Annotated in this window: 23 protein-coding genes; 4 read left to right on the forward strand and 19 right to left on the reverse strand. The window is 42.9% G+C overall.

What is annotated here, in order from left to right:
- The first annotated feature begins 246 nt into the window (after nucleotides 1-246).
- A complete protein-coding gene (locus ACN6MY_RS17050) occupies nucleotides 247-1,122 on the forward strand; it encodes a DUF1002 domain-containing protein (RefSeq protein WP_419881255.1) in 876 nt (291 codons plus the stop codon).
- A 694-nt stretch (nucleotides 1,123-1,816) separates the two neighbouring features.
- Here ACN6MY_RS17050 and lysA read toward each other — a convergent pair.
- The 17 genes from lysA to spoIIM all read right to left on the reverse strand — a co-directional run bounded on the left by lysA (nucleotide 1,817) and on the right by spoIIM (nucleotide 18,561).
- Nucleotides 1,817-3,136 (reverse strand): diaminopimelate decarboxylase, encoded by a 1,320-nt coding sequence (gene lysA, locus ACN6MY_RS17055; RefSeq protein ID WP_419881256.1) that lies wholly within the window; start codon nucleotides 3,134-3,136, stop codon nucleotides 1,817-1,819.
- A 319-nt stretch (nucleotides 3,137-3,455) separates the two neighbouring features.
- Nucleotides 3,456-4,934: a spore germination protein gene (locus tag ACN6MY_RS17060; protein WP_419881257.1), complete on the reverse strand. Its 1,479-nt coding sequence runs from the start codon at nucleotides 4,932-4,934 to the stop codon at nucleotides 3,456-3,458.
- Nucleotides 4,897-5,496 carry a stage V sporulation protein AE gene (locus ACN6MY_RS17065; protein WP_419881258.1) on the reverse strand — a complete coding sequence of 200 codons (600 nt, stop codon included), beginning with the start codon at nucleotides 5,494-5,496 and terminating at the stop codon, nucleotides 4,897-4,899. The genes ACN6MY_RS17060 and ACN6MY_RS17065 overlap by 38 nt, the downstream gene beginning before the upstream one ends.
- 63 nt (nucleotides 5,497-5,559) lie before the next feature.
- The gene (locus ACN6MY_RS17070) at nucleotides 5,560-5,982 is read right to left on the reverse strand and encodes a stage V sporulation protein AB (RefSeq protein ID WP_419881259.1); all 423 of its coding nucleotides are present in this window, start codon (nucleotides 5,980-5,982) and stop codon (nucleotides 5,560-5,562) included.
- Nucleotides 5,972-6,568, reverse strand: coding sequence for a stage V sporulation protein AA (locus ACN6MY_RS17075; protein WP_419884199.1), 597 nt, complete (start codon nucleotides 6,566-6,568; stop codon nucleotides 5,972-5,974). The genes ACN6MY_RS17070 and ACN6MY_RS17075 overlap by 11 nt, the downstream gene beginning before the upstream one ends.
- Before the next feature lie 491 nt (nucleotides 6,569-7,059).
- A complete protein-coding gene (locus ACN6MY_RS17080) occupies nucleotides 7,060-8,352 on the reverse strand; it encodes an NCS2 family permease (protein WP_419881260.1) in 1,293 nt (430 codons plus the stop codon).
- Between the two features lie 303 nt (nucleotides 8,353-8,655).
- A complete protein-coding gene (gene sigF, locus ACN6MY_RS17085) occupies nucleotides 8,656-9,414 on the reverse strand; it encodes an RNA polymerase sporulation sigma factor SigF (RefSeq protein WP_419881261.1) in 759 nt (252 codons plus the stop codon).
- 13 nt (nucleotides 9,415-9,427) lie between these two features.
- Nucleotides 9,428-9,868: an anti-sigma F factor gene (spoIIAB, locus tag ACN6MY_RS17090; RefSeq protein WP_419881262.1), complete on the reverse strand. Its 441-nt coding sequence runs from the start codon at nucleotides 9,866-9,868 to the stop codon at nucleotides 9,428-9,430.
- A 1-nt stretch (nucleotide 9,869) separates the two neighbouring features.
- On the reverse strand, nucleotides 9,870-10,220 hold the full coding sequence (gene spoIIAA, locus ACN6MY_RS17095) for an anti-sigma F factor antagonist (protein WP_071350409.1): 351 nt from the start codon (nucleotides 10,218-10,220) through the stop codon (nucleotides 9,870-9,872).
- Between the two features lie 120 nt (nucleotides 10,221-10,340).
- Complete coding sequence (locus ACN6MY_RS17100) at nucleotides 10,341-11,507, reverse strand: D-alanyl-D-alanine carboxypeptidase family protein (RefSeq protein WP_419881263.1); 1,167 nt, start codon at nucleotides 11,505-11,507, stop codon at nucleotides 10,341-10,343.
- Between the two features lie 144 nt (nucleotides 11,508-11,651).
- Nucleotides 11,652-12,956: a pyrimidine-nucleoside phosphorylase gene (locus tag ACN6MY_RS17105; RefSeq protein ID WP_419881264.1), complete on the reverse strand. Its 1,305-nt coding sequence runs from the start codon at nucleotides 12,954-12,956 to the stop codon at nucleotides 11,652-11,654.
- A 61-nt stretch (nucleotides 12,957-13,017) separates the two neighbouring features.
- Nucleotides 13,018-13,833, reverse strand: coding sequence for a purine-nucleoside phosphorylase (locus ACN6MY_RS17110; protein ID WP_419881265.1), 816 nt, complete (start codon nucleotides 13,831-13,833; stop codon nucleotides 13,018-13,020).
- A gap of 11 nt (nucleotides 13,834-13,844) precedes the next feature.
- Entirely contained in the window at nucleotides 13,845-15,032 is a 1,188-nt protein-coding gene (deoB, locus tag ACN6MY_RS17115) for a phosphopentomutase (protein ID WP_419881266.1), read from the reverse strand.
- A 545-nt stretch (nucleotides 15,033-15,577) separates the two neighbouring features.
- A complete protein-coding gene (gene xerD / locus ACN6MY_RS17120) occupies nucleotides 15,578-16,471 on the reverse strand; it encodes a site-specific tyrosine recombinase XerD (RefSeq protein ID WP_419881267.1) in 894 nt (297 codons plus the stop codon).
- 5 nt (nucleotides 16,472-16,476) lie between these two features.
- Complete coding sequence (locus ACN6MY_RS17125; RefSeq protein ID WP_090989276.1) at nucleotides 16,477-16,704, reverse strand: YqzK family protein; 228 nt, start codon at nucleotides 16,702-16,704, stop codon at nucleotides 16,477-16,479.
- Between the two features lie 629 nt (nucleotides 16,705-17,333).
- On the reverse strand, nucleotides 17,334-17,804 hold the full coding sequence (locus tag ACN6MY_RS17130) for a Fur family transcriptional regulator (RefSeq protein ID WP_071350418.1): 471 nt from the start codon (nucleotides 17,802-17,804) through the stop codon (nucleotides 17,334-17,336).
- Nucleotides 17,805-17,913: 109 nt separating this feature from the next.
- Nucleotides 17,914-18,561 (reverse strand): stage II sporulation protein M, encoded by a 648-nt coding sequence (gene spoIIM, locus ACN6MY_RS17135; RefSeq protein ID WP_419881268.1) that lies wholly within the window; start codon nucleotides 18,559-18,561, stop codon nucleotides 17,914-17,916.
- Nucleotides 18,562-18,735: 174 nt separating this feature from the next.
- Here spoIIM and ACN6MY_RS17140 point away from each other — a divergent pair, with 174 nt between their 5' ends.
- The gene (locus ACN6MY_RS17140) at nucleotides 18,736-19,299 is read left to right on the forward strand and encodes a GNAT family N-acetyltransferase (protein ID WP_419881269.1); all 564 of its coding nucleotides are present in this window, start codon (nucleotides 18,736-18,738) and stop codon (nucleotides 19,297-19,299) included.
- A 54-nt stretch (nucleotides 19,300-19,353) separates the two neighbouring features.
- Here the strand turns inward: ACN6MY_RS17140 and ACN6MY_RS17145 are convergent, their stop codons facing one another.
- Both ACN6MY_RS17145 and ACN6MY_RS17150 read right to left on the reverse strand, forming a co-directional pair.
- Entirely contained in the window at nucleotides 19,354-20,526 is a 1,173-nt protein-coding gene (locus ACN6MY_RS17145; RefSeq protein WP_419881270.1) for an endonuclease Q family protein, read from the reverse strand.
- Nucleotides 20,523-21,077 carry an NUDIX hydrolase gene (locus tag ACN6MY_RS17150; RefSeq protein ID WP_090989271.1) on the reverse strand — a complete coding sequence of 185 codons (555 nt, stop codon included), beginning with the start codon at nucleotides 21,075-21,077 and terminating at the stop codon, nucleotides 20,523-20,525. The genes ACN6MY_RS17145 and ACN6MY_RS17150 overlap by 4 nt, the downstream gene beginning before the upstream one ends.
- A gap of 73 nt (nucleotides 21,078-21,150) precedes the next feature.
- Between ACN6MY_RS17150 and mciZ the strand changes: the two genes are divergently transcribed.
- Together mciZ and ACN6MY_RS17160 are read left to right on the forward strand one after the other, a co-directional pair.
- Nucleotides 21,151-21,333, forward strand: a complete 183-nt coding sequence (gene mciZ / locus ACN6MY_RS17155; protein WP_419881271.1) for a Z-ring formation inhibitor MciZ — start codon at nucleotides 21,151-21,153, stop codon at nucleotides 21,331-21,333.
- 57 nt (nucleotides 21,334-21,390) lie between these two features.
- Entirely contained in the window at nucleotides 21,391-22,314 is a 924-nt protein-coding gene (locus ACN6MY_RS17160) for an aldo/keto reductase (protein WP_419881272.1), read from the forward strand.
- Nucleotides 22,315-22,365: the final 51 nt, after the last annotated feature.

Below are 22,365 nucleotides of genomic sequence, written 5' to 3' on the forward strand. Positions count from 1 at the left end.
GTTCTTACATGCTATCAGTTTATTTTAATTTACAGCCCTCTATATTTTACTATAATACTTCACATTATGACAAATCGCCCACATGCCCCTTTCAGACTAACTGGATTCGCGGCGGGCATCCGCTCCTTTTCGCTTTTTTTTTTGAAACTTTATCATTTTGTGATTATACTATTCTATAGAAAAGAGTTATTTCCTGTAACAGGGTTCTTTTCCATAAAGATGGTTCAGATGATTAAGGAGGAAAATATGAAAATCAGAATTTCAAAAAAATGGGCAGTTATGACCCTTATATTATGCTTGCTGCTTCCGCTGAGAGCCTTTGCGGATGCTGCAGTCGGTGACATGACCGTTACGCTCGGGGAGAATTTAACAGAAGAGCAAAAACAGATGATATTGTCAGAAATGAAGGCCCCTCAGGGAACGGATATCCTGACTGTCACAAACAAAGAAGAGCATGACTATCTTGGCGATTATATTCCAAGCCGCTTAATCGGCACAAAAGCAATATCGTCTTCTGCCATCACACTTGAGAAGGCCGGAACCGGACTTAAGGTACAAAGCAAAAATATTAACTGGGTTACAGAAGAAATGTACATTAACGCGCTTGCCACAGCCGGAGTAAAAGATGCATCCGTCTATGTGACTGCACCTATCCCTGTATCGGGAACAGCCGCATTGACCGGTGTGATTAAAGCTTACGAGCTTTCTTCCAACAAAACCATTCCGGAAGATGTCAAAAAGGCGGCCAACGAAGAAATGGTGAAAACGGCACAGCTTGGCGACAAAATAGGCTCTGATAAGGCATCTGCCCTGATGACAAAAATCAAGGAAGAAATGGCGAAGAATCCTCCAAAAACAGAGGATGATATCAAAAGCATCATTAAAAAAGCGGCAGATGATCTCGGCATCAAGCTCACAGACGATCAGCTTCAAAGCTTAACCGACTTGTTCAACAAACTAAAGGACTTGAACATTAACTGGAACTCTGTTGGAGATCAATTGACAAAAGCCAAGGAAAAATTGACTACATTTTTAAAATCTGACGAAGGCCAGTCCTTTCTTGATAAGTTAAAAGATTTTTTCAGCAGCTTGATTGATGCAATAAAATCACTGTTTTCCTGATAAAGGAGCAATAAGCGGAAGGTGAAATCCCGCTTTCAAACAAAGGGGATACGGAATGTGGTCATTCCGTATCCCCTTTTGGTTTTTATCATGGCTCTTTCCTTAAGGCTGTTTGCGTAAACTTTACCGCTATGGAACAAAGTTTACGCAAACAGCCAAATAAAACATTCACTTCATGACTCTATTTGCGCAGATCTATGCTTCCGCGGCTTTCATATATACTCTGATAACCAGCTAAAATGTAATAACTTACCATTTCATTATTACTAAAATATTACATTCAATTACTTAAATTGTAAATGACGAATCGACAATATTTTCTGACTTTTGAACAATATATTAAAATTCTTAATATTATTTAATTACTTTTGAATCGATTTGTTAGAATATCCAGTAATATAAGGTTAATGTGAACCTGCTAAGCTTCGATTCGAAGGCAAAGTCGCCAGCTAATCCAGCTAATGTGAATGATTCTAAAGGATTTTTCGAATCAACTCTAAGCTCGGCCTCAAAATAAAACAAAATGATCATTAATTTACTTTTTCTGAAAGAATCGGGTTTAGTATTTTCCAGTAAAATGGATAATTGGTTCTAATTACACAATGATTCGAGCCAAATAGGGACTCAGACCACTCCAAATCAAAAAGGGGTTACAGAATGTTCACATTCTGTAACCCCTTTTTCGGTTATTCACTTAATTTTTCACTTTTTCATGCAGTGTAAGGTCCAAGCGTATAAGATCTTCGAAGGTTTCCCTTTTCACTACCAGCCGTGCTTCGCCTTTTTCCGCAAATACGACGGCAGGCCTCGGAATACGATTGTAGTTATTCGACATCGAATATCCGTAAGCTCCTGTGCAAAATACGGCCAATACATCACCGCGCCCTGCTTTTGGCAGGGGAAGGTCCCAAATCAGCATATCTCCGCTTTCACAGCATTTTCCTGCTATCGAAACGGTTTCCTCCACCTTATCAAGAGGCCTGTTGGCCAAAACGGCATCATACTTTGCATCATAAAGAGCAGGACGGATATTGTCGCTCATGCCTCCGTCTACTGCCAGGTATTTTCTCACATTCGGCACCTCTTTTTCAGAGCCGACTTTATAAAGTGTAATTCCGGCATCCCCAACAAGCGAACGGCCCGGCTCAATCCAGATTTCCGGCATGATGATCCCTGAGCCATCTAACTCTGCCTGAACTTCATTCACGATCGCCTCTACATATTGAGAAGCAGGAAGCGGTTCATCTTCATCCGTATAGCGGATGCCAAATCCGCCGCCCAGATTCAATACATTCGGATGGAAGTTCAGTGTTTTATGCCAGATTTTCAGCTGGCCGATTATTTTTCTTGCAGCCAATATAAAACCGGTTGTTTCGAAGATTTGCGAGCCAATATGGCAATGCAGTCCAAGAACATTGATCCAACTGCTTTCCATAGCCTGGATTAGCGCCTTTTGTGCCTGTCCGTTCAGCAAGTCGAAACCGAATTTAGAATCTTCCTGGCCTGTAAGGATATAGTCGTGCGTATGTGCCTCAATCCCTGGAGTAACACGGAGAAGTATGTCGATTTTTTGTTTTTTAGTTCTGCAGATTTCCTCGAGCAGCTCCAATTCAGAAAAATTATCAACAACAATACAGCCAATTTTATGGTTCAGTGCCATGTTCAGCTCATCTTCACTTTTATTATTTCCATGAAAATGAATTCTTTCAGCAGGAAAATCTGCTTTTATGGCTGTATATAATTCACCGGCAGATACCACATCCAGCGACAGGCCCTCTTCTTCTGCCAGCTGTATCATCGCTATGGAAGAAAACGCTTTGCTTGCATAGGCTACCTGAGCACTGATTCCAAGCTTCTCAAACGTCCGCTTAAAACCTCTTGCTCTTTCACGGATCATAGCAACATCATATACATATAGCGGTGTGCCAAATTTCTCTGCAAGTTCTATTGTATCCACTCCGCCTATTTCAAGATGCCCTCTATCATTCACACTTCCCGTTCCATTCAATTGCATGTTCCCCTCTCCCCTTCCTTACAATCAGGAGCCTCTCTTTATATGACAAACAGCAGGGGCAGGCATATTGTCAAACTTCTATAAATGGGGGTTTTCATCCGCCACTCATTTTAGTTGAACAAATCAAACTTATACAGGCAAAGCTTGCACCGGAATATAATATTGCCGCACTGCCTGCTTTGCCTGCTATAGCTGTTTGCATTATGTCCGCATAACGCTATTTAGAAACGGCTCATGCTGTGTTCATGTATTTTTAGTATTTTAACGCTTTGTCTTATTAAAATAAAGTATCATAACTTTCTCACAACATCAACCAAATTCAGGATTTGGGCTGTCTGTATTTATCTCCAGGGTGAACGATGCTCGGCCGTATTGTAGAGCCAGGAACCGGTCTTCTTAATAAAATATGCGTTAAGGCTTTAGGACGAAACGGGATAAATGGCCATAAATAGGGAGTGCTTAGCGCTTTTACTCTTACAAGAAGCAGCAGGAGTATAGTAAAGCCTACAACAAATCCACCTACATGGAAGATGGCCACAAGAACCAGCAGGAACAGCCGCGAGATTTTATTGGCTACACCTAATTCCAGACTAGGTGTCAGAAACGTTCCAATTGCTGCAATGGAAACATATAAAATAACTTCCGGCACAAATAATCCTACACTGATGGCAATTTGCCCGATTAGAACTGCTGCAATCAATCCCATTGCAGTCGATAGAGGAGTCGGTGTATGAATGGCAGCCATCCTCAAGAATTCTATTCCTATATCCGCCAAAAAAATCTGGACGATGATGGGGATATGGGTATGCTTATTGGGACCTATGAAGCCAAGCTGGTCAGGAAGCAGTGAAGGCTCCTGCACAAAAACGAACCAAAGCGGCAAAAGAAACAGTGAGGCAATGATGCCGATAAAGCGGACCCATCTAACTAAAGTCCCTACCGCAGGAGATTGCCTGTATTCTTCAGCATGCTGCATGTGATGGAACATGGTAGTTGGGGCAATGATCACACTTGGAGACGTATCCACAATAATGATGACATGTCCCTCCAAAAGATGGGCGGCCGCTACATCCGCTCTTTCTGTATACCTGATCAGCGGATATGGATTGTAGCCCTGTTTGACGATGAACTCTTCTATCGTTTTATCTGCCATGGTAATTCCGTCTATTTTTATGCTGTCTATTTCCTTCCGGATCACATCCACAAGGTCCGGATCAGCCAGTCCTTCGATATAGCCGATTGAAATATCCGTCCTGGAACGTTCGCCGACATGGTGCATTTCCAGCCGGAGTCTTTCATCCCGGATTCTCCGTCTTGTCAATGCCGTGTTCAGGATAATGTTTTCTACATATCCGTCACGCGAGCCGCGGATAACCTTTTCAGTATCAGGCTCCATCGGCTGTCTGCCTGGATAGCTCCTGACATCAACAACAAGGCCCTTTGAGCTTCCATCCACCAATATAACGATTAAACCGGAAAGAACCTGGAAGATTAATTCCTCCATGTTTTCAATTTCCGCTACAGACTGATTGACAATCCTGTTCTTTACGATTTCAAATACCTTAGATGTATTCCGTTCCCGGTCATTCAGCCCGACTAGTACCTCGAGTATCTCTATAATAAACCGGGTATCACAAAGCCCATTTACATAGTACAGCTGTATTTCTTTATTGAGTACGATAAATTTCCTTACACCAAGATCAAAGCTTTTGCCAAGCCCAACGTGATCTTTCATATATTGTTCAGCTTCCGAAACCTTTTCAGGAATCGGGATGATTTTCTTTTTCTCGGACACCAATATAACCGCTCCTTTCCAAGATGATTTGAACTGCTAGCAGGGTTATCGGCGATCCAATACGGTAGTCGTCTTTTTTTGCCATTTTCCCTATGTCGCCTATACCAACCACGATGGGGGCATTCAGCTGATCAATGCAATAAACAGTATCTCCTGCAATGATTCCGGTCTCATATTCCATTGCCCCAAATTTATCTACGCCATTTGGAGTGAGGTTTCCGTCCCTATCAATACAAACGTCCACCCGTGTCCATTCCTCGCGTCTTGTTTTTGAAGCAACCGCAATAATCCCAAGCACTTCTATATCGGAATGGGAAGCAACATAGCGCATGCATGTTTCCCCCGGACCTTCCCCGACGAGGCCGCTGTCGTCGAACATGACAAGGACAGGGTCATTCGCCGCTTTTTTTATTAGCCTGACAGCATCCGGGCCTGAAAGGTGAGACGGGTTGCCATGCGAAAGGGAAATGCAGCGCCCTCCTACTTCAATGGCAGCAAGCTCCACAGCTCTCCTGGCATATTCATCTCCATCTGTAATTAAAATGACCTTCCTTTTGTTTGCCATTAGAATGTCCCTTTCAGTTTAAGAATCTTTCCGGATATCTTGCATGCAAGGCATTGCCGAACACTATAAGTCAACAAATACAATCCACTGAAATAATGAACCAGCCACCTTGCCAAGAACGATGGCCATCATCAGATAAATAATTTTTTCCTGAATCCCAATTCTTTTTGCAAGGATGGGAAAAACATTTAAAACCTCTGTCAGTGCTGCAGCAAGCATTCCATTGAAAATTCCATCTGCAAGCCCAATCGGCACTAAAATAAACCGGCTCAGCCATAAGGTATAATCATGAAGGCTCATCCATCCGCCTGCAAGCACTCCAGCCACGACAGCTGCTTCATAAAAATGTATCATCTTCATCGTTTTTGTAAGCTGAGTCAATCTGGGGATGACCCCAAGAACCGTTAAGAAGGCCACATATCCTGCTCCGACTGAAAAACCCGCGGCAAGTCCGACAAATAGGCTGACCACAATTTTACCTGTCATCAAGATTCCTGGTGCTTTCTTCATTTTCATTCATGATCACATATTGATCTAAATCCTGCTGGTAATTAAACATTTCCACTTCAAGGGGGCTTGGCTCTTCATTGAACCTCTTTCTGAAAAAGTGATTAAAAAACAGGATCATGCCGATTCCGAGCCCGAAACTGTAAGGGATTTGGATCAGCAATGGCTTTGCTTCATTTTTTCCTGTTATCATCTTATACAGATGCTGGTGTACCGCTCTCATGCTTACGTCTTCGTGAAAATTCATAATTGTAATAGCCGCTCCAATAAATAAGAGAAGCCAGACAGCAGAGAAGGCTATAATGGAAACCTCTTTTTTCTTAATAATGACTTCCACTATGGTCTGGGCTGGGCCGATATTTTGGATTTCAATGGAAGGGTCATTTTTTGTAATGATCCCAATCATATGTACAAGATCAATAACGATGATGTTCTGATCAGCTATCTCCGCCTTTTTAAGGAGAATTTGTTCCAGATTCCTTACAACATTTTCGGGCCCGATTAATTTTGCTGTGTCTTTAACCAGAATTTCCTGCCCCTGAAAAACCTGGATGCGGTTGCGCATTCTTACATACACGATATCCACTAATCTCACACCCTGTACAACATTACTTTATTTTTTAGTATGGTTAAGCAGCATGGCTATATGCATGGTAATGGTAAAGTCCATATATTGCTAAAAGTGATTTGTGAATCATCACATGCAAAAAAAAGCATGCCTCGGCAAAGGCATGCTTTTAAACGTATATACGTTTGATTTTTTCAGCGCCTAGCTCCCGAGGTCATAAGTCACACAAGAATTGAAAGCAAACAGCGCCTTCTATTCTTGTGCGTCTTATGCTGAGGCCCCCAGGATGGGGGTCACAAAGACGTTGCCGCAGGACGCGGCGTTTTTAGTCTTTGATCCGCTGAACAGGCGCTTGCGCTTTTTTATTAATCCAGCTCCAGCGCCTAGCCTCTCGGGGTCATAAGTCACACAAGAATTGAAGGCAAATAGCGCCTTCTATTCTTGTGCGTCTTATGCTGGTCGAGGCTGAACAGGCGCTTGCGCTTTTTTTAATGTGCAGGGAAGAAGATCATTTGAATCAGGAATACCACGCCGAAAATCATGATCAGCGGGTGAACCTTTCTAATTTTCCCTGTTACAAGCTTCAATAGCGGGTATGTGATGAACCCGACAGCAATACCCGTTGAGATGCTTGAAGTCAGCGGCATGACAAGGATAATGGAAAATGCCGGAAAAGCTTCGTCAAATGTTTTCCAGTCTATTTTTGCAAGTCCCTCCATCATCAGGCAGCCGACGATAATTAATACAGGCGCTGTAATGGATGGAAGTGATGAAATGGCAGAAATAATCGGCGAGAAAAAGATGGATAATGCAAAAAGAATTGCCACGATAATAGCCGTGAAACCTGTTCTTCCGCCTGCGGCAACACCTGTGCTTGATTCAACATAGGCAGTCGAAGGACTTGTCCCGAATAATGAACCGATCGTTGTGGCAAACGCATCACCGAGAAACGCCATTTTGGCTCTTGGTATTTGTCCGTCCTTCATTAACCCTGCCTGCTCTGTCACACCTATGAGTGTTCCAGTTGTATCGAAAATCGTTACAAGCAAAAAGGCAAATACTACAGCATATAAATTATGGGTAAACACCCCGCCAAGGTCAACATCAAAAAATACAGGAGTAGGAGGCGCGGATACTACACCATTGATATGCAGAAGATCAAAAATATACCCCAAAATGGCGGTTATCAGCATACCGAAAAACATGGCGCCCTTCACATTTCTCACTATAAGTATGAGTGTGATGAATAATCCTGCAAGGGAGAGAAGCGTGATAGGATCGCTAAAGTCCCCAAGTGCAACCATTGTTGCCTTATTCGGGACAACAATCTTGCTGTCTTTTAAACCAAGAAACGCAATAAATAAACCAATGCCGGCTGTGATTCCGTATTTAAGAGAACTTGGAATGGCAATGATGATCATTTCGCGAAGCTTCGTTACGCTTAATAAAAGAAATATAAGGCCGGCAAGAAACACCGTGCCGAAAACGGTTTGATAAGAAAGTCCATGCGAGCCTACGACACTTGCGAAGTAAGCATTGAGACCCATACCGGGCGCGATGGCAATCGGATATTTAGCGAAGATCCCCATAATCAGAGTACCGATAACGGCTGAAATAACAGTAGCCATGAATACCTGTTCAAACGGAACTCCTATAGAATGAAGAATGGCCGGATTCACTATTACGATATATACCATTGTTAAAAAGGTCGTTAGCCCTGCCATTATCTCTGTACGCACTGAAGTGCCGTTTTTCTTTAAGGAGAAATATTTTTCCAGCATGTTAAGTAAAACCTCCACATCGTCAAAAAAACGAATAAATTAAACAACATTTACTATAATATTCGTTTTTGAGCCTGATTTCAACCTATATTTTAAAAACAGAGTAAATTACTTATCCAAAAATACAAAAATAGGCTTTTTTTAAAATCGTTACCGCTTTAACTGGCAGCAGCACTCAATATTTATTGTTATGGAAAGCAGGAGCCAGGTCAGTAACCATCCTTGAGAAAAAGGGAACCTTTGCCGATGGTTGCTGTACAATATTCCTAGTATGCCTTCAAAAACAGTAAAAAACCACATGAATCATTGATTCATGTGGTCTTTCATTTGCTGCAGGATTTTCTTTTCGAGCCTTGATACCTGTACCTGTGATATGCCAAGGCGCACGGCTACTTCAGATTGTGTCTGGTCTTTATAATAGCGCAAATACACAATGAGGCGTTCGCGTTCATCCAATTCCTGAATGGCTTCTTTCAGCGCAATCTTATCAAACCATTTGTTCCCTGAAGTATCGGCAATCTGATCAAGGAGGGTAATGGGGTCTCCATCATTTTCATACACCGTTTCATGAATGGAGGAAGGGCTCCTGCTTGCTTCCTGGGCCATGATAATTTCTTCAGGCGACAGCTCTAAATGTTCCGCCAATTCATTGACCGTCGGCACCCTGCCGTAGGTTTTGGACAGGTCTTCCTTTGATCTGCGTATTTTGTTGGCCATCTCTTTTAGGGAACGGCTTACTTTGACAGTGCCATCATCACGGATAAAACGCTGTATTTCTCCAATGATCATGGGAACTGCATAGGTGGAAAACTTGACTTCAAATGACAGATCAAATTTATCGACGGATTTTAAAAGGCCAATACACCCGATCTGATATAGATCATCTGGTTCATATCCCCTGTTCATGAAACGCTGCACAACAGACCATACTAACCTTAAATTGCTTTGGACAATTTTGTCCCTAGCTGCCTGGTCCCCATTCTGGCTGTCCCGGATTAATCTCCGCAATTCATCATCTTTTAAATGGACCTGGCTCTTTTTGTTTTTAACCTCCACATCCATATGCAAATCTCCCTCAATTGCACAATGCTTTGCTTTTAGTTAAGTGCTTTTTTAATCGAATGATGGTTCCTTCGCCTTCATGGGAAATAACGCGCATTTCATCCATGAAGTTTTCCATAATGGTAAAGCCCATTCCTGACCGTTCAAGTTCAGGCTTTGTCGTATAGAGCGGCTGTATTGCTTCATCTACATTCGTTATCCCTAGACCTTCATCACGGATTGTCAGTTCTACCGTATCTCCTTCAATTATGCATGAGATATAGACAATTCCCTCCGGATCATTTTCATAGCCGTGGATGATGCTATTTGTCACTGCCTCTGAAACCACCGTTTTGATTTCTGTCAATTCATCCATAGTCGGATCAAGCTGTGCAATGAATGCAGCAACCGTGACACGCGCAAATGATTCATTTTGGCTTAATGCACTAAACTTAATTTCCATATTGTTTTTCATTTTACGCAACCCCCAATCTTTGCAAAGCGTTTTCTTCGGATAGTTCAAGCTTAATTATTTTAAACAAACCTGACATATCAAACAACCGCTTTACAGAAGGAGAGATTGCGCAAACTACCATTTCGCCGCCATTATGCTTAACCTGGTTATACCTTCCCAGAATTACGCCAAGCCCTGAGCTGTCCATAAAGCTCAGTTCTTCAAGATTTAAAATGATATGCTTAATGGAATGCTTGGCAATTGCCGCCTCTGCCTGGTTCTTCAGTTTTTCTGCTGTATGATGATCTAACTCTCCTTTTAGACGAATACATAATATATGGTTTTTCGCTTCCATGTTAATGACAAGACTCACTTATACAGCCCTCCTTAATCTGTTATAAGAAGTGAAATTCTAGTTTATCCTGCCATTATCCTTCCTTAAAGCAAAACTTGCGTCCATTCGTCTAAAGTAGTCCAATTCTGACAAAACTCGCTACTTTGTTTGTGAAAACATGCCAAAGGCCCTTTTATACAGTTCCCACCAATTAGCTTTTTTCACATTTTCGCGTGCAACAATCGGGGATGTCACAATGACTTTATTATCCTTCATAATCTTAAGGGTCCCAATTTGATCGCCGCGTTCAATCGGAGCTTTCAGCTGTTTTTTCATGGTGATTTTCTGAGTGAAGTCCTTGGCAGAGCTTCCTTTTTTCGTCAAAACGGAAATAGGCTCACTGGTTACTCCTGTAACGGTTTTTCGGCTGCCCTTGCTTATGCTCGATTCACCAAGCTTTATATCTCTTTTATAAATTGGATGTGTGGTGTATTGTGAAAATGCGTAATCCAGCATCTTTGTAATCTGGGCATTGCGTTCTTTAGGAGATGGCGCACCAAAAATGACCGCGATCACCCGCATGTTCCCTTTTTTAGCTGTTGCCGTCAAGCAATATTTCGCTTCATTTGTAAATCCTGTTTTCAATCCGTCAACACCAGGATAGAACTTCACAAGGCGGTTCGTATTAACCAGCCAGAATTTCTTATCTGTCCCTTCTCTGAGAAAAGACTCATAGGTGCCTGTGAACTTTGTTATTAAGTCATACTTTAATAATTCCTTGGCCATAATCGACATATCATGTGCGGTACTATAATGATTCTTGACCGGCAGTCCTGTTGCATTTTGGAATCTTGTATTTTTCAGGCCAAGCTCTTTTGCTTTTTCGTTCATCTTTTTAACGAAGGCTTCCTCTGACCCTGCCAGCCTCTCGGCAACTGCTACGGAAGCATCATTGGCTGATCCGATTGAAATACCGCGGAGCATTTGTTCAGTAGTCATTTCTTCTCCAGGCTCAAGAAAAATCTGAGATCCTCCCATAGATGCTGCGTATTCACTTGTACGGATTTTTTCGTTAAGCTTTAATTCTCCCTTGTCTACCGCATCCATGATTAAAAGCATCGTCATGATTTTGGTCATGCTCGCCGGCGGAAGCTTTTGATCAGAATTTTTTTGATATAAAACTGCACCTGTGTCTCTTTCAATCAATATAGCTGAGCTTGCATTTTCGGCCAGCTGATTTCCTTCTTTTTTAGCCGCTAAGGCAGTTGGTGCTATCAAACTTGCTGCCAGTAATATTGTCATACTCAGAGAAAGAATTCGCTTCATCTCCAAACCCTCCAATCTTAATACCAACCATTTTTTCCAAGTGTTCCAATTTTATTCAGTCGAGAGAAGGAAAGATGAAAATAAAACACAAAAAAAGCTGGCTGAAACACATGATTGTGTTCCAGCCAGCTTTACATACTATTGTTATTCTGTGATTTCTTTATGAATAAGCACAGGTTTCTCTACTTTTCCGCTTGAAACCGTAATGTTTTCATACAGCTTTTCCTTTACTGCTGCAACATCTTCAAAATTGCTGTAGATCGTCACTAAAGATTCGCCTTTTTTCACTTCATCACCAATTTTCTTGCGAAGAACAAGACCGACAGCCAGATCAATAACAGATTCCTTCGTTGCACGGCCTGCACCAAGAAGCATTGCTGCCGTCCCAACTTCATCTGCTACGATTTCAGAAACATAGCCATCTTCTTTTGCTTCAAGTTCGAAGGTATACTTTGCCTGAGGCAATCTTTCTGGATTATCGACAACAGATGCATCCCCGCCCTGTGCTTCAAGGAAGACCTTGAAAGAATGAAGAGCAGATCCATCTTCCATTGCTTTTTGAAGCATTTTCCTTGCAGCTTCCAGGGAGTCCGCTTTTTTAGCCAGATAAACCATATGGCTTCCCAGTGTTAATGAAAGCTCTGTTAAATCTTCAGGACCTTCTCCTTTAAGCGTATCGATTGCTTCCTTCACTTCAAGAGCATTTCCGATTGCATATCCTAGAGGCTGGCTCATATCTGAAATAACAGCCATTGTATTTCTGCCTACGTTATTGCCGATGCTTACCATAGCCTTAGCCAATGTTTCAGAATCCTCCAGCGTTTTCATGAAAGCTCCCGCTCCTGTTTTAACATCGAGAACGATAGCATCCGCGCCTGCTGCGATTTTTTTGCTCATGATTGAGCTTGAAATCAAGGCGATGCTGTCTACAGTTGCTGTTACATCCCTAAGTGCATACAGTTTTTTATCCGCTGGAGTCAGATTGCCGCTTTGTCCGATTACGGCAATCTTGTTTTTATTGACTAAGTCAATGAATTCTTTATTTTCGATTTCTACATGGAAGCCTTCAACAGATTCAAGCTTATCAATTGTGCCTCCCGTATGACCAAGTCCGCGGCCAGACATTTTTGCTACCGGCACTCCTACAGCTGCAACAAGCGGGCCAAGCACCAATGTAGTGGTATCGCCCACTCCGCCTGTTGAGTGCTTGTCAACTTTGATGCCTTCGATTCCAGACAGTTCAATCACATCGCCTGAGTTCACCATTGCCATTGTAAGATCTGCGCGTTCTTTTTCACTCATTCCTTTAAAATAAATAGCCATGGATAATGCGCTCATTTGATAATCAGGAATTGTGCCATCTGTATATCCGGAAATGATGAAGTTGATTTCTTCCGTTGCCAGTGCCTTGCCATCACGTTTTTTTTCTATTAAGTCTACCATTCTCATTTGAGTCACCACTTTTTTTTATTTATAGCCCTGATTAGTCTTTCATGCTATATATGTTTACTTAAATTGCTTTTACAATTTCCTTTACAAAGCTTAAAAAGCTGCTTCGTACTGCTTCAGTCGTCTCGATTACTTCTTCATGAGAAAGCGGCTGATCCAGGATGCCTGCAGCCATATTGGTGATGCAGGAAATGCCGAGCACCTTCATCTTTGCATGGCTTGCAATGATTACTTCCGGTACAGTCGACATTCCTACTGCATCTCCCCCAAGGACCCTTGCAAGCCTTACTTCTGCAGGTGTTTCATACGCAGGGCCAGTATTACCGACATATACGCCTTCCTGAATCCGGATATTAAGTGAGTCCGCGATCTCCCTTGCAAGTTTTCTTAAATCCTTGCTGTAGGCTTCGGACATATCCGGGAAACGGGGACCGAATTTTTCATCATTTCCCCCAATAAGAGGACTTGTCCCCATGTTGTTAATATGATCGGATATAATCATTAAATCTCCTGGCTTGTAGCTTTCATTCACTCCGCCGGCAGCATTTGTAACGATTAGTTTCTCTACTCCCAGCAGCTTCATCACACGTACAGGGAAAGTGACCTTTTCCATGGAATAACCTTCATAAAAATGAAATCTCCCCTGCATTGCAATGACCTTTTTCCCGCTTAGCTCGCCAAGCACCAGCTGGCCAGCATGCCCGGCAACCGTCGATACAGGGAACTCCGGGATTTCTTGATAAGGAATTGCAATCGCGTTTTCAATTTCATCTGCAAGCACGCCAAGGCCAGATCCAAGAATCAGGCCGACTTCAGGCGTGCCATCCCATTTGCTTTTAATAAAAGAGGCTGCTTTTTCTATTTGTTCAAACATCATCCAAACTCCCCTTATTCAATTTCGCCTAAAATACTTTTCCCGTAAACAGGCATTTTCACATCAAAGTTGGCTGCAACTGTAGCACCAATGTCAGCGAAGGTGTCCCTTACAGCGAGCTCTTTGCCGTTTGTAAATCTTTTTGAATAAACAAGCAATGGCACATATTCACGCGTATGATCTGTTCCCGGGGCAACTGGGTCGTTACCGTGGTCAGCTGTGATGAGCAGTAAATCATCTTCTTTCAGCTTCTCGAACACTTCAGGAAGTCGGGCATCAAATTCTTCGAGCGCTTTGCCGTATCCAATCGGATCGCGGCGGTGGCCAAACAGTGCGTCAAAATCTACCAGGTTCAAGAAGCTCATTCCTGTGAAATCCATTTCAAGTGTCTGCACCAATTTATCCATGCCATCCATATTTGAAACCGTTCTAAGTGACTCTGTCACCCCTTCGCCATCAAAGATGTCAGAAATTTTTCCGATAGCGATTACATCAAGGCCTGCATCCTTCAGTTCATTCATGACCGTTCTATCAAACGGTTTTAGCGCATAATCATGGCGGTTAGAAGTTCTCTTGAAATTCCCCGGCTCTCCCGTGAACGGCCTTGCAATAACACGGCCGACCTTGAATTCGTCTTTTAATGTGGCCTCGCGTGCGATTTCACAGATTTTATAAAGCTCTTCAAGAGGAACAACTTCTTCATGCGCAGCAATTTGCAGCACAGAGTCAGCAGAAGTGTAAACAATCAAAGCACCTGTCTTCATATGATCTTCGCCAAGCTCATCCAGGATTTCTGTTCCGCTCGCTGGTTTATTTCCTATGATGGAGCGGCCTGTTTTTGCTTCAAGCTCATTGATAAGCAATTCAGGGAATCCATTTGGAAACACACGGAATGGAGTGCTGATATTAAGGCCCATGATTTCCCAGTGTCCTGTCATGGTATCTTTCCCGCTTGATGCTTCTTTCATCTTAGTATAATAGCCAATCGGCTGTTCGGCTTTTTGGATGCCCTGTATCTCGCGGATATTGCTCAGCCCCATTTTTCCGAGGTTCGGCATGTTTAATCCATTCATTTTCTCAGCAATATGGCCGAAGGTATCTGCTCCCTTATCGCCAAACAACTCAGCATCGGGTGCTTCACCTATTCCCACAGAATCCATTACTACAACGAAAATCCTTTTAAATGCAGAAGCTTCTTTCATGTGAATTCCTCCTAAAATAGCAGATCATCTTATTTTGTGGATAAGCCTGGTTGTACTTCATTTTGGCATACTAGTATTCCAGGCTGGAATGGTTTTTTTTCATCTCTTTTATTTTACCCGTTAAGCTTGATTATAATCTTGATTTATATGTAACCGTTTTTAATGTCAGAAGTCTGACTTCTATATTGTAAACGATTTACCTTGATAACTTCAAACAAAAAATTCACTGGGTGCTGATTTTTTTTGAAGGCTTTTTTCGTAAACTTTGCTGCTATTCAACAAGTGGGTGATTTCCGCTCCAGGATGCTCGCTTTCCGCGGGGCGGGCGGTGAGCATCTACAGCTGCGCTTGCGGGGTCTCACCTTCCCGCTAATCTAAGCAGGTGTCTCGCACCTTACGCTCCAATCAACCTGATTTAACAATAAGATTGCCTCACAGAACTCATTAAAAAACAACAATCTTTAATAAAAGAGCCTTTTTGAAAGATAAAATAGAGCGGCTTTTTTGCCCCCCCCGCTCTATCAATATCCTATTCTCTCAATATGTTAAGCTCTCGGATGAAATTTCGAATAAACTTCTTTGAGCCTTACATTTGTTACATGTGTGTAAATTTGTGTGGTGGAAATATCCGCATGGCCAAGCATCTCCTGCACAGCCCGCAAATCCGCTCCATTCATGAGCAAATGTGTCGCGAAGGAATGGCGGAGAGTGTGCGGCGTAATTTCTTTTTCTATGCGAGCTTCACGCGCAAGCTTTTTTAATATTTTCCAAAACCCCTGGCGTGTCAGTGTGTTTCCGTGATGGTTCAAAAATAGGGTGTCAGCTCTATGCTTATTGCTCGCTAGCCTATTTCTGCCTTTATTCATATAGGCTTCTATTGCGTCTAGAGCCGTTTTCCCGATTGGAATGATTCTTTCTTTATTCCCTTTTCCTACACAGCGCACAAATCCCATTGATGCATGCACATCATTCACTTCAAGATTTATTAGCTCGCTGACCCTCATGCCTGTTGCATAAAGCAGCTCCAGCATGGCTTTATCCCTCAGGCCAAATTCATCAAGTATTTTAGGCGCTTCAAGAAGTGCTTCAACTTCCTCCATGCTCAGCACTTTAGGCAGTGTCCTTTCCTGCTGGGGCGTTTCTAAATGCAGGGAAGGATCCTGATCGGCTGCTTTTTCCCTGATCAGGAACTGATGGAAGGAACGAATCGAAGCAATATGCCGGGCAAGTGTCCTGCTGGATTTTCCGGAATCCTTCAAATGGGCTAAAAAATGTATAATATGAACTCTTCGCACATCATTCCAGGACTTCATTTCCTCTACATTCACAGCATAAGCCATGTACGAACGTAAATCACGTTCATATGATACCAGCGTGTTTTTAGCCAGGCCTTTTTCAATAGTCAAAAAATGCATAAAATCTCTTATCTGATCTTCCATTAACATTACTCCCCGTTTTTATAGAACAGCATCAGCCGATCCACCCATGTTTCCTTTTCAGGCTCCATGGCATTCGTGACCTTAATCGCTGCCCCCTTTGGTTCGTCATAACGATGATAATCCTGATATTCCTGATTTAACCATACCATTCCTATATAAAAAAGAACAGTAAAGCTGACAAAGAGAACCATAACCTTCGCTGTGTGCAGCACCAGTGATAATGACGACCTCATGCCTTTCCTCCATCCCGCCCCTGCAGCACCCGAAAACTGCCGGCACCAGTCACCCAGCATCCGCCGCAAGGCCCTTTTCTTTCAATTTATGCCAAGACGGACAAGATTTATACATAAAAAAGCGAAAGCGCCTGTTCAGCCTCGACCAGCATAAGGCGCGTAATCAATTCTTGCGTGACTTATGACCTCGAGAGGCTAGGCGCTGGAGCCAGATTACATAAAAAAGCGCAAGCGCCTTGTTAGCGGATCAAAGACTAAGAACGCCGCGTCCTGCGGCAACGTCTTTGTGACCCCCATCCTGGGGGCCTCAGCAAATAGGGTTTTGGCCTTGGAAGGCGTTCTTTGCCTTCTGAGGACAAAACATCTTTCAAGGATCGAAGGCTAAAACCTCTGCATCCTGCAGAAATGCCTTCATGACCTGCATCCTGCAGGCCTCAGCGGGCTAGGCGCTGGAGCTGGATTACATAAAAAAGCATAAGCGCCTTGTTAGCAGATCAAAGACTAAGGACGCCGCGTCCTGCGGCAGCGTCTTTGTGATCCCCTCCTTCGGGCCTCAGTCTATTTCAGCTAAGCGGGACGCACATTTCATAATAAAAAACCTTCTCCCGGAGGAAAAGGCTATGTAGTGATTATTTGGTTTCATCTTCATCTTCGTCTTCGTTTTTCGACTGGCACCTGTAGCATATGCCATGAAACGTCAATCTATGGTCTTTTATCTTAAAGTTCCAATCCCGTTCCACAATTGCTTCAACATCTTCTAGCAAGTCATCCTGTATTTCATCCACGGCACCGCATTCAATGCATACGAGATGGTGGTGGAAATGAGCTGCGCCTTCTTGCCTTAGGTCGTATCGGGATACCCCGTCGCCAAAATTAATTTTATCAACTATTTTCAGTTCAGTCAGCAATTCAAGTGTCCGATATACTGTTGCCAAGCCAATTTCAGGCGATTTCTCTTTGACCAGGAGGTAAACGTCTTCGGCGCTTAAATGATCTTCTTCATGTTCAAGTAAAACGCGGACGGTCGCTTCTCGCTGAGGCGTCAATTTGTAGCTGGACGAGTGCAACTGCTTTTTTATTCTCTCAATTCTGTTCTCCATACTTTTCCCTCCCGCGCCGCTATCTATATTATTATATCAAATGAAGGAAAAGTGTCAAAATACATTTCATGTTCTCAGAAAAAATTTGTTCCTTTTTACACTTTTCGGATCACTTATTTAATAAGCTTACCACATTTTTCATAAGCGGCGGTGAAAGATAGGCTTCAAGAATGCCTGCTGCAATCAGAAAGAACATCGAAAAAGCTAGTGAAAAAATATAGCGGGTTAATATTGGTTTTAGCGGATCCCTGATTTGCTTGAGGAAAATCCGCCGTATCATCTTCATCGAGATGGACACGGCCAGTGAAGCGATGATGATGAAAATCGGGACGATGAATATGTTTTGGGGCAATATCGAAACAAATGACAATAAAAATCCGTTCCAGCCCATTTGGTTCACTAAGAAACCGACCGTAAATCCCACAACCATACCCTTTAAAAATAATAGAATCAAGATGACAGGCAGTCCTATCACGGATATTCCCAATATCCAGATAACTGCTATATATTTGATATTATGTGTCAGGCTTTGAAAGAACATATCCTGGTTAGCGGCAATCTTCCCCTGAGAAACCTGGCCGAAGAATTGCGAGAGATAATAAAATAAATCATCCTTTTGGGCAGGGCTCAATGAATTTACAAGGATGGCGCCAAATATTACACCCATCAAAAACAGTACAGTGACAAATACATATAATGAGGAATGTTCAGTAATATGTTTAATTGCTGCGTTTTGTATGACAGATCTCTTCTTCATCTTTCATCCTCCCATTTATCTCTTACTAGATTCTATGTTTTTCCCTGCCATTTATGACAAGCCATGCTGCAGATATAAAGAGAGAAGGCGGGACCGGCGGAATTTTTCCGTTTTTACGATTCACCAAGCTTCCTGTGATATAATTTTTTAAATATTAAGAAAGAGGTGATAAAGATGAATGCTATTTTACGGGAATTTCCAGAAAAAATAGAAACGGACAGGCTCTATATCCGTCCATGCCAGCCTGGGGATGGACAGGCTGTGCATGCTGCAATCACCTCATCCCTAAGGGAGCTTGCTCCCTGGCTTGCTTTTGCAAACAGGTTTCAGACTTTGGAGGAAACAGAGGAGAACATCATTAAATCGTATGCTCAATTCCTTTTAAAAGAGGACATACGGCTGCATATTTACCGCAAGGAAGATCATGCTTTTATTGGTTCAACAGGTCTGCACAGGATTAACTGGCAGCTGCCTAAATTCGAAATTGGCTACTGGATTGATTCCCGCTATGGAAAAAAGGGGTATATGACAGAAGCAGCAGAAGCTCTTACAGCCTTTGCTTTCGATTACTATGGTGCAAATAGAGTGGAAATCCGCTGTGATCCCAACAATATCAGCAGCCGGCGCATTGCGGAAAAACTGGGATATCCGCTTGAGGGGATTCTCCGAAATGACGGCCTGACGGCAGATGGGAAAAATCTGCGCGATACTTGCCTGTATGCCAAAACCCAAAAATAAAGAAGAGGGAAAGAGCAAATTGCTCTTCCCCTCTTTATTTGGTTACACTGCAACCTAAGAAGGAATGATCCTTCCATATTTGCCTCCGCCCCCAGCATTGAAATTCAATTTCCCTTGCCGTGCCAAATCAATGTAACCGGCAATTTTCTCTGGAACCACAAGCTTCAGGCTATCATAATCGGCACTGTGCAAAATATTCATTTCTGTCCCAAATGCGTAAAGGAGCTTTTCCATCGTCCTTGGGCCCACTCCTGGAATAAAGTCGAGCGGCACCTGGCGGATGTATGGCGGCCTCTTTCTTTGCTTAAAGGAATCAAGGGGCTGAGAGAGTTCTTCAATCCGGTTCGAAACGCCCTTAATGATCGTCCTGCTTCCGCATACCGGACAGGCCTTGGTATCCTGCTTAACACTCGTGAAGCATTTTCCGCATACTGTTCCGTGATATTTGCCAAGTTCAGGGTTGAGTCCATAATTAGCGGATACCCTTCTTCCGCTTTCTTCTCTTAGCGCAAGCTTCAATTCATGAAATGACGGATGCTCGAGCTCAAAGTTTTGGTACTCTCTTGCCAGCTTCCCTAAAGAATGCGCATCCGAATTGGTAAGAAACACATACTGGCTTAACTCAGGAATGCCCTGTGCCATATCTGTATCCGAGCTGAGCCCAAGCTCTATCCCGTCAATGAGCACTTCATCAAACACTTCCCTCAGGCTGCGTTTTACCCCTTTGCCATATAAGCTTTTAAATGGTGTAAAAACATGTGCCGGAATAAATAATCCCCCCATGTCTTTCACCGTTTTCTGAAGCGTTTTACCATCCGCATACATTCTTTGTGAGCTTAAATGGATGTTCTTTAAATGCCCGCTCATCCATCCGGAAAATTGCTTCATTGCTTCCATGGAAGGAAAATACGCCAGCACATGGATCGGGCCATGGCAATTAGCATCATAAATTTCTATCTCAGATCCTGGTATAAGGGTTGTCTTGCCGTATTGAAGACCGCCGCCGTCCACTTCTGTGAGTTCGCCATTACCGGTCATTTCCTCAATTTCCGCAATAACTTCGGGCGAATGGCAGTCAATGATGCCAATTAAATCCAAGCCCTTTCTTTCGCTTGCCACCTTTAAAATATTCCGCAATGTCAACGTCTTTGAACCTGTAATCTTCACCGGCCTCCCGCTGCTTGTCCTGCCGATGTGGATATGCAGATCGGCAAAATAGGAATTCAAGAGTTTGCCAGCGCCTGCTGCAATTGCAGATATTGAATGGCAAAAACAGTTTTGGCATCCCGGATTTTGCCTTCTTTGATAAATGCCTGTGCTTCCTCAAGCGAAACTTCAATAAGCTCGACAAATTCATCTTCATCAGCCGGCGCAGCATTTTCTTTCTTTTTCAGGTTATGGGCAAGAAATACATGAACAAGTTCGTCAGCAAAGCCTGGCGATGTATAAAAAGAATTGATGAGTTCCATTCTTTCGCACTCATACCCTGTTTCTTCTTCTAATTCTCTTTCTGCAGAGTATTTAGGCTCTTCCCCTTTTTCCAGCTTGCCTGCAGGTATTTCCACAATACTGCGTTCCAGCGCTTTGCGGTATTGCTCGACAAGAATAATTTTATTATCCTCTGTTACAGCTATAACAGCGACAGCTCCTGGATGCTTGATAATTTCCCTTTTGCTTGTTTTTCCATCAGGCAACTCGACTTCATCCACCTGAAGCTTAATTACTTTTCCTTCAAAAATCTTGTCAGTTGATAGTGTTTTCTCTTCAAATTTATTCATATTCCCACTCCTTGTTCTACATAATGCATGTTTGTTCATACATTTTACCATACTAGCAGCGGAGGTTGTTTTTATGAAGATATATGTATTTGATAAGAGTGTGGTGTTTGCCGGGAAAGCATGGGAAATCAGGCACAAGCTGAAGGAATTGCAAAATCAGCATATTTTTGTCACAGACTGGATTGAAAATGTCCATGCCAGGCCAGCTGAAGCAAGCCTTGTCAATGAATACACATCCAAATTGAATTCTTTGTGATTGTCATCCCGCTCCTTTACAATATAAACAGCAAGTAATATAAAGGAGTGGAGCGCATTGAGAAAGAGAAAATTGGGAAATTCCGATTTGCTTGTTTCAGAAATTGGACTCGGCTGCATGTCGCTTGGCACGGATAAAAAACAGGCGGAAACCATTATTTCTGCCGCAATTGACGAAGGCATTAATTATTTTGATACAGCGGATTTATATGATTTTGGCACCAATGAAGAAATTGCCGGACATGCACTTAAGAGAGTCCGGGATCAGGTTGTAATCGCCACCAAGGCAGGCAACCGCTGGAATGAAACCAAAGACAGCTGGCATTGGGATGCATCACCAAGTTACCTCAAATCTGCCGTAAAAGACAGCCTTAAACGGCTGGGCACCGACTATATTGATCTTTACCAGCTTCACGGCGGCACGATGGAAGATGATATAGACGGGGTGATCGGAGCCTTTGAAGAGCTTAAAGCAGAAGGCCTTATCAGGCACTACGGAATTTCCTCCATCCGCCCGAATGTCATTAAGCAATACGCAGAGAAATCTTCTATTTCTTCTGTTATGATGCAATACAGCCTTCTTGACCGGCGGCCAGAAGAATGGATGAACCTGCTGATCGATAACGGAATCAGTATGATTGCCAGAGGCCCTGTTGCAAAAGGCCTGCTGAGTGATAAGATGCTTGACAAGGCCTCCAGCAGCGTCAAGGAGAATGGATATCTGGATTACAGCTATGAAGAATTGAAAGACATTTTGCCTGGCATTAAGGAAAAGCTTTCTTCCAGAAACCTTAATGAAACTGCCCTGCAGTATGTGCTTTCACATAAAGCGGTGGCCTCTGTCATTCCCGGAGCCAGCTCGGTTGAGCAGCTTCAGCAGAATTGCCGGGCAGTCAGAGCACAATCTCTTACAGAAGAGGAAATTGTCCTGTTGAAAGAATTGACCAAATCAAGCAAATATGAAGCACACCGGGATATGTAGCAGATCAAAGCAAACTAGCCTGCATGTAAAACGGGCAATGACTTCTTTCCA

Source organism: Peribacillus sp. B-H-3 (assembly GCF_048572925.1).
Classification (GTDB): Bacteria; Bacillota; Bacilli; order Bacillales; family DSM-1321; genus Peribacillus.

Coding starts and splice junctions, on each gene's coding strand:
- ACN6MY_RS17050 (WP_419881255.1), top strand. CDS start 247: ATGAAAATCAGAATTTCAAAAAAATGGGCAGTTATGACCCTTATATTA.
- lysA (WP_419881256.1), bottom strand. CDS start 3,136: ATGCAATTGAATGGAACGGGAAGTGTGAATGATAGAGGGCATCTTGAA.
- ACN6MY_RS17065 (WP_419881258.1), bottom strand. CDS start 5,496: ATGGCAAACAAAAGGAAGGTCATTTTAATTACAGATGGAGATGAATAT.
- ACN6MY_RS17070 (WP_419881259.1), bottom strand. CDS start 5,982: ATGACAGGTAAAATTGTGGTCAGCCTATTTGTCGGACTTGCCGCGGGT.
- ACN6MY_RS17075 (WP_419884199.1), bottom strand. CDS start 6,568: ATGCGCAACCGCATCCAGGTTTTTCAGGGGCAGGAAATTCTGGTTAAA.
- ACN6MY_RS17080 (WP_419881260.1), bottom strand. CDS start 8,352: ATGCTGGAAAAATATTTCTCCTTAAAGAAAAACGGCACTTCAGTGCGT.
- sigF (WP_419881261.1), bottom strand. CDS start 9,414: ATGGATGTGGAGGTTAAAAACAAAAAGAGCCAGGTCCATTTAAAAGAT.
- spoIIAB (WP_419881262.1), bottom strand. CDS start 9,868: ATGAAAAACAATATGGAAATTAAGTTTAGTGCATTAAGCCAAAATGAA.
- ACN6MY_RS17100 (WP_419881263.1), bottom strand. CDS start 11,507: ATGAAGCGAATTCTTTCTCTGAGTATGACAATATTACTGGCAGCAAGT.
- ACN6MY_RS17105 (WP_419881264.1), bottom strand. CDS start 12,956: ATGAGAATGGTAGACTTAATAGAAAAAAAACGTGATGGCAAGGCACTG.
- ACN6MY_RS17110 (WP_419881265.1), bottom strand. CDS start 13,833: ATGATGTTTGAACAAATAGAAAAAGCAGCCTCTTTTATTAAAAGCAAA.
- deoB (WP_419881266.1), bottom strand. CDS start 15,032: ATGAAAGAAGCTTCTGCATTTAAAAGGATTTTCGTTGTAGTAATGGAT.
- xerD (WP_419881267.1), bottom strand. CDS start 16,471: ATGGAAGATCAGATAAGAGATTTTATGCATTTTTTGACTATTGAAAAA.
- ACN6MY_RS17125 (WP_090989276.1), bottom strand. CDS start 16,704: ATGAGGTCGTCATTATCACTGGTGCTGCACACAGCGAAGGTTATGGTT.
- ACN6MY_RS17130 (WP_071350418.1), bottom strand. CDS start 17,804: ATGGAGAACAGAATTGAGAGAATAAAAAAGCAGTTGCACTCGTCCAGC.
- spoIIM (WP_419881268.1), bottom strand. CDS start 18,561: ATGAAGAAGAGATCTGTCATACAAAACGCAGCAATTAAACATATTACT.
- ACN6MY_RS17140 (WP_419881269.1), top strand. CDS start 18,736: ATGAATGCTATTTTACGGGAATTTCCAGAAAAAATAGAAACGGACAGG.
- ACN6MY_RS17150 (WP_090989271.1), bottom strand. CDS start 21,077: ATGAATAAATTTGAAGAGAAAACACTATCAACTGACAAGATTTTTGAA.
- mciZ (WP_419881271.1), top strand. CDS start 21,151: ATGAAGATATATGTATTTGATAAGAGTGTGGTGTTTGCCGGGAAAGCA.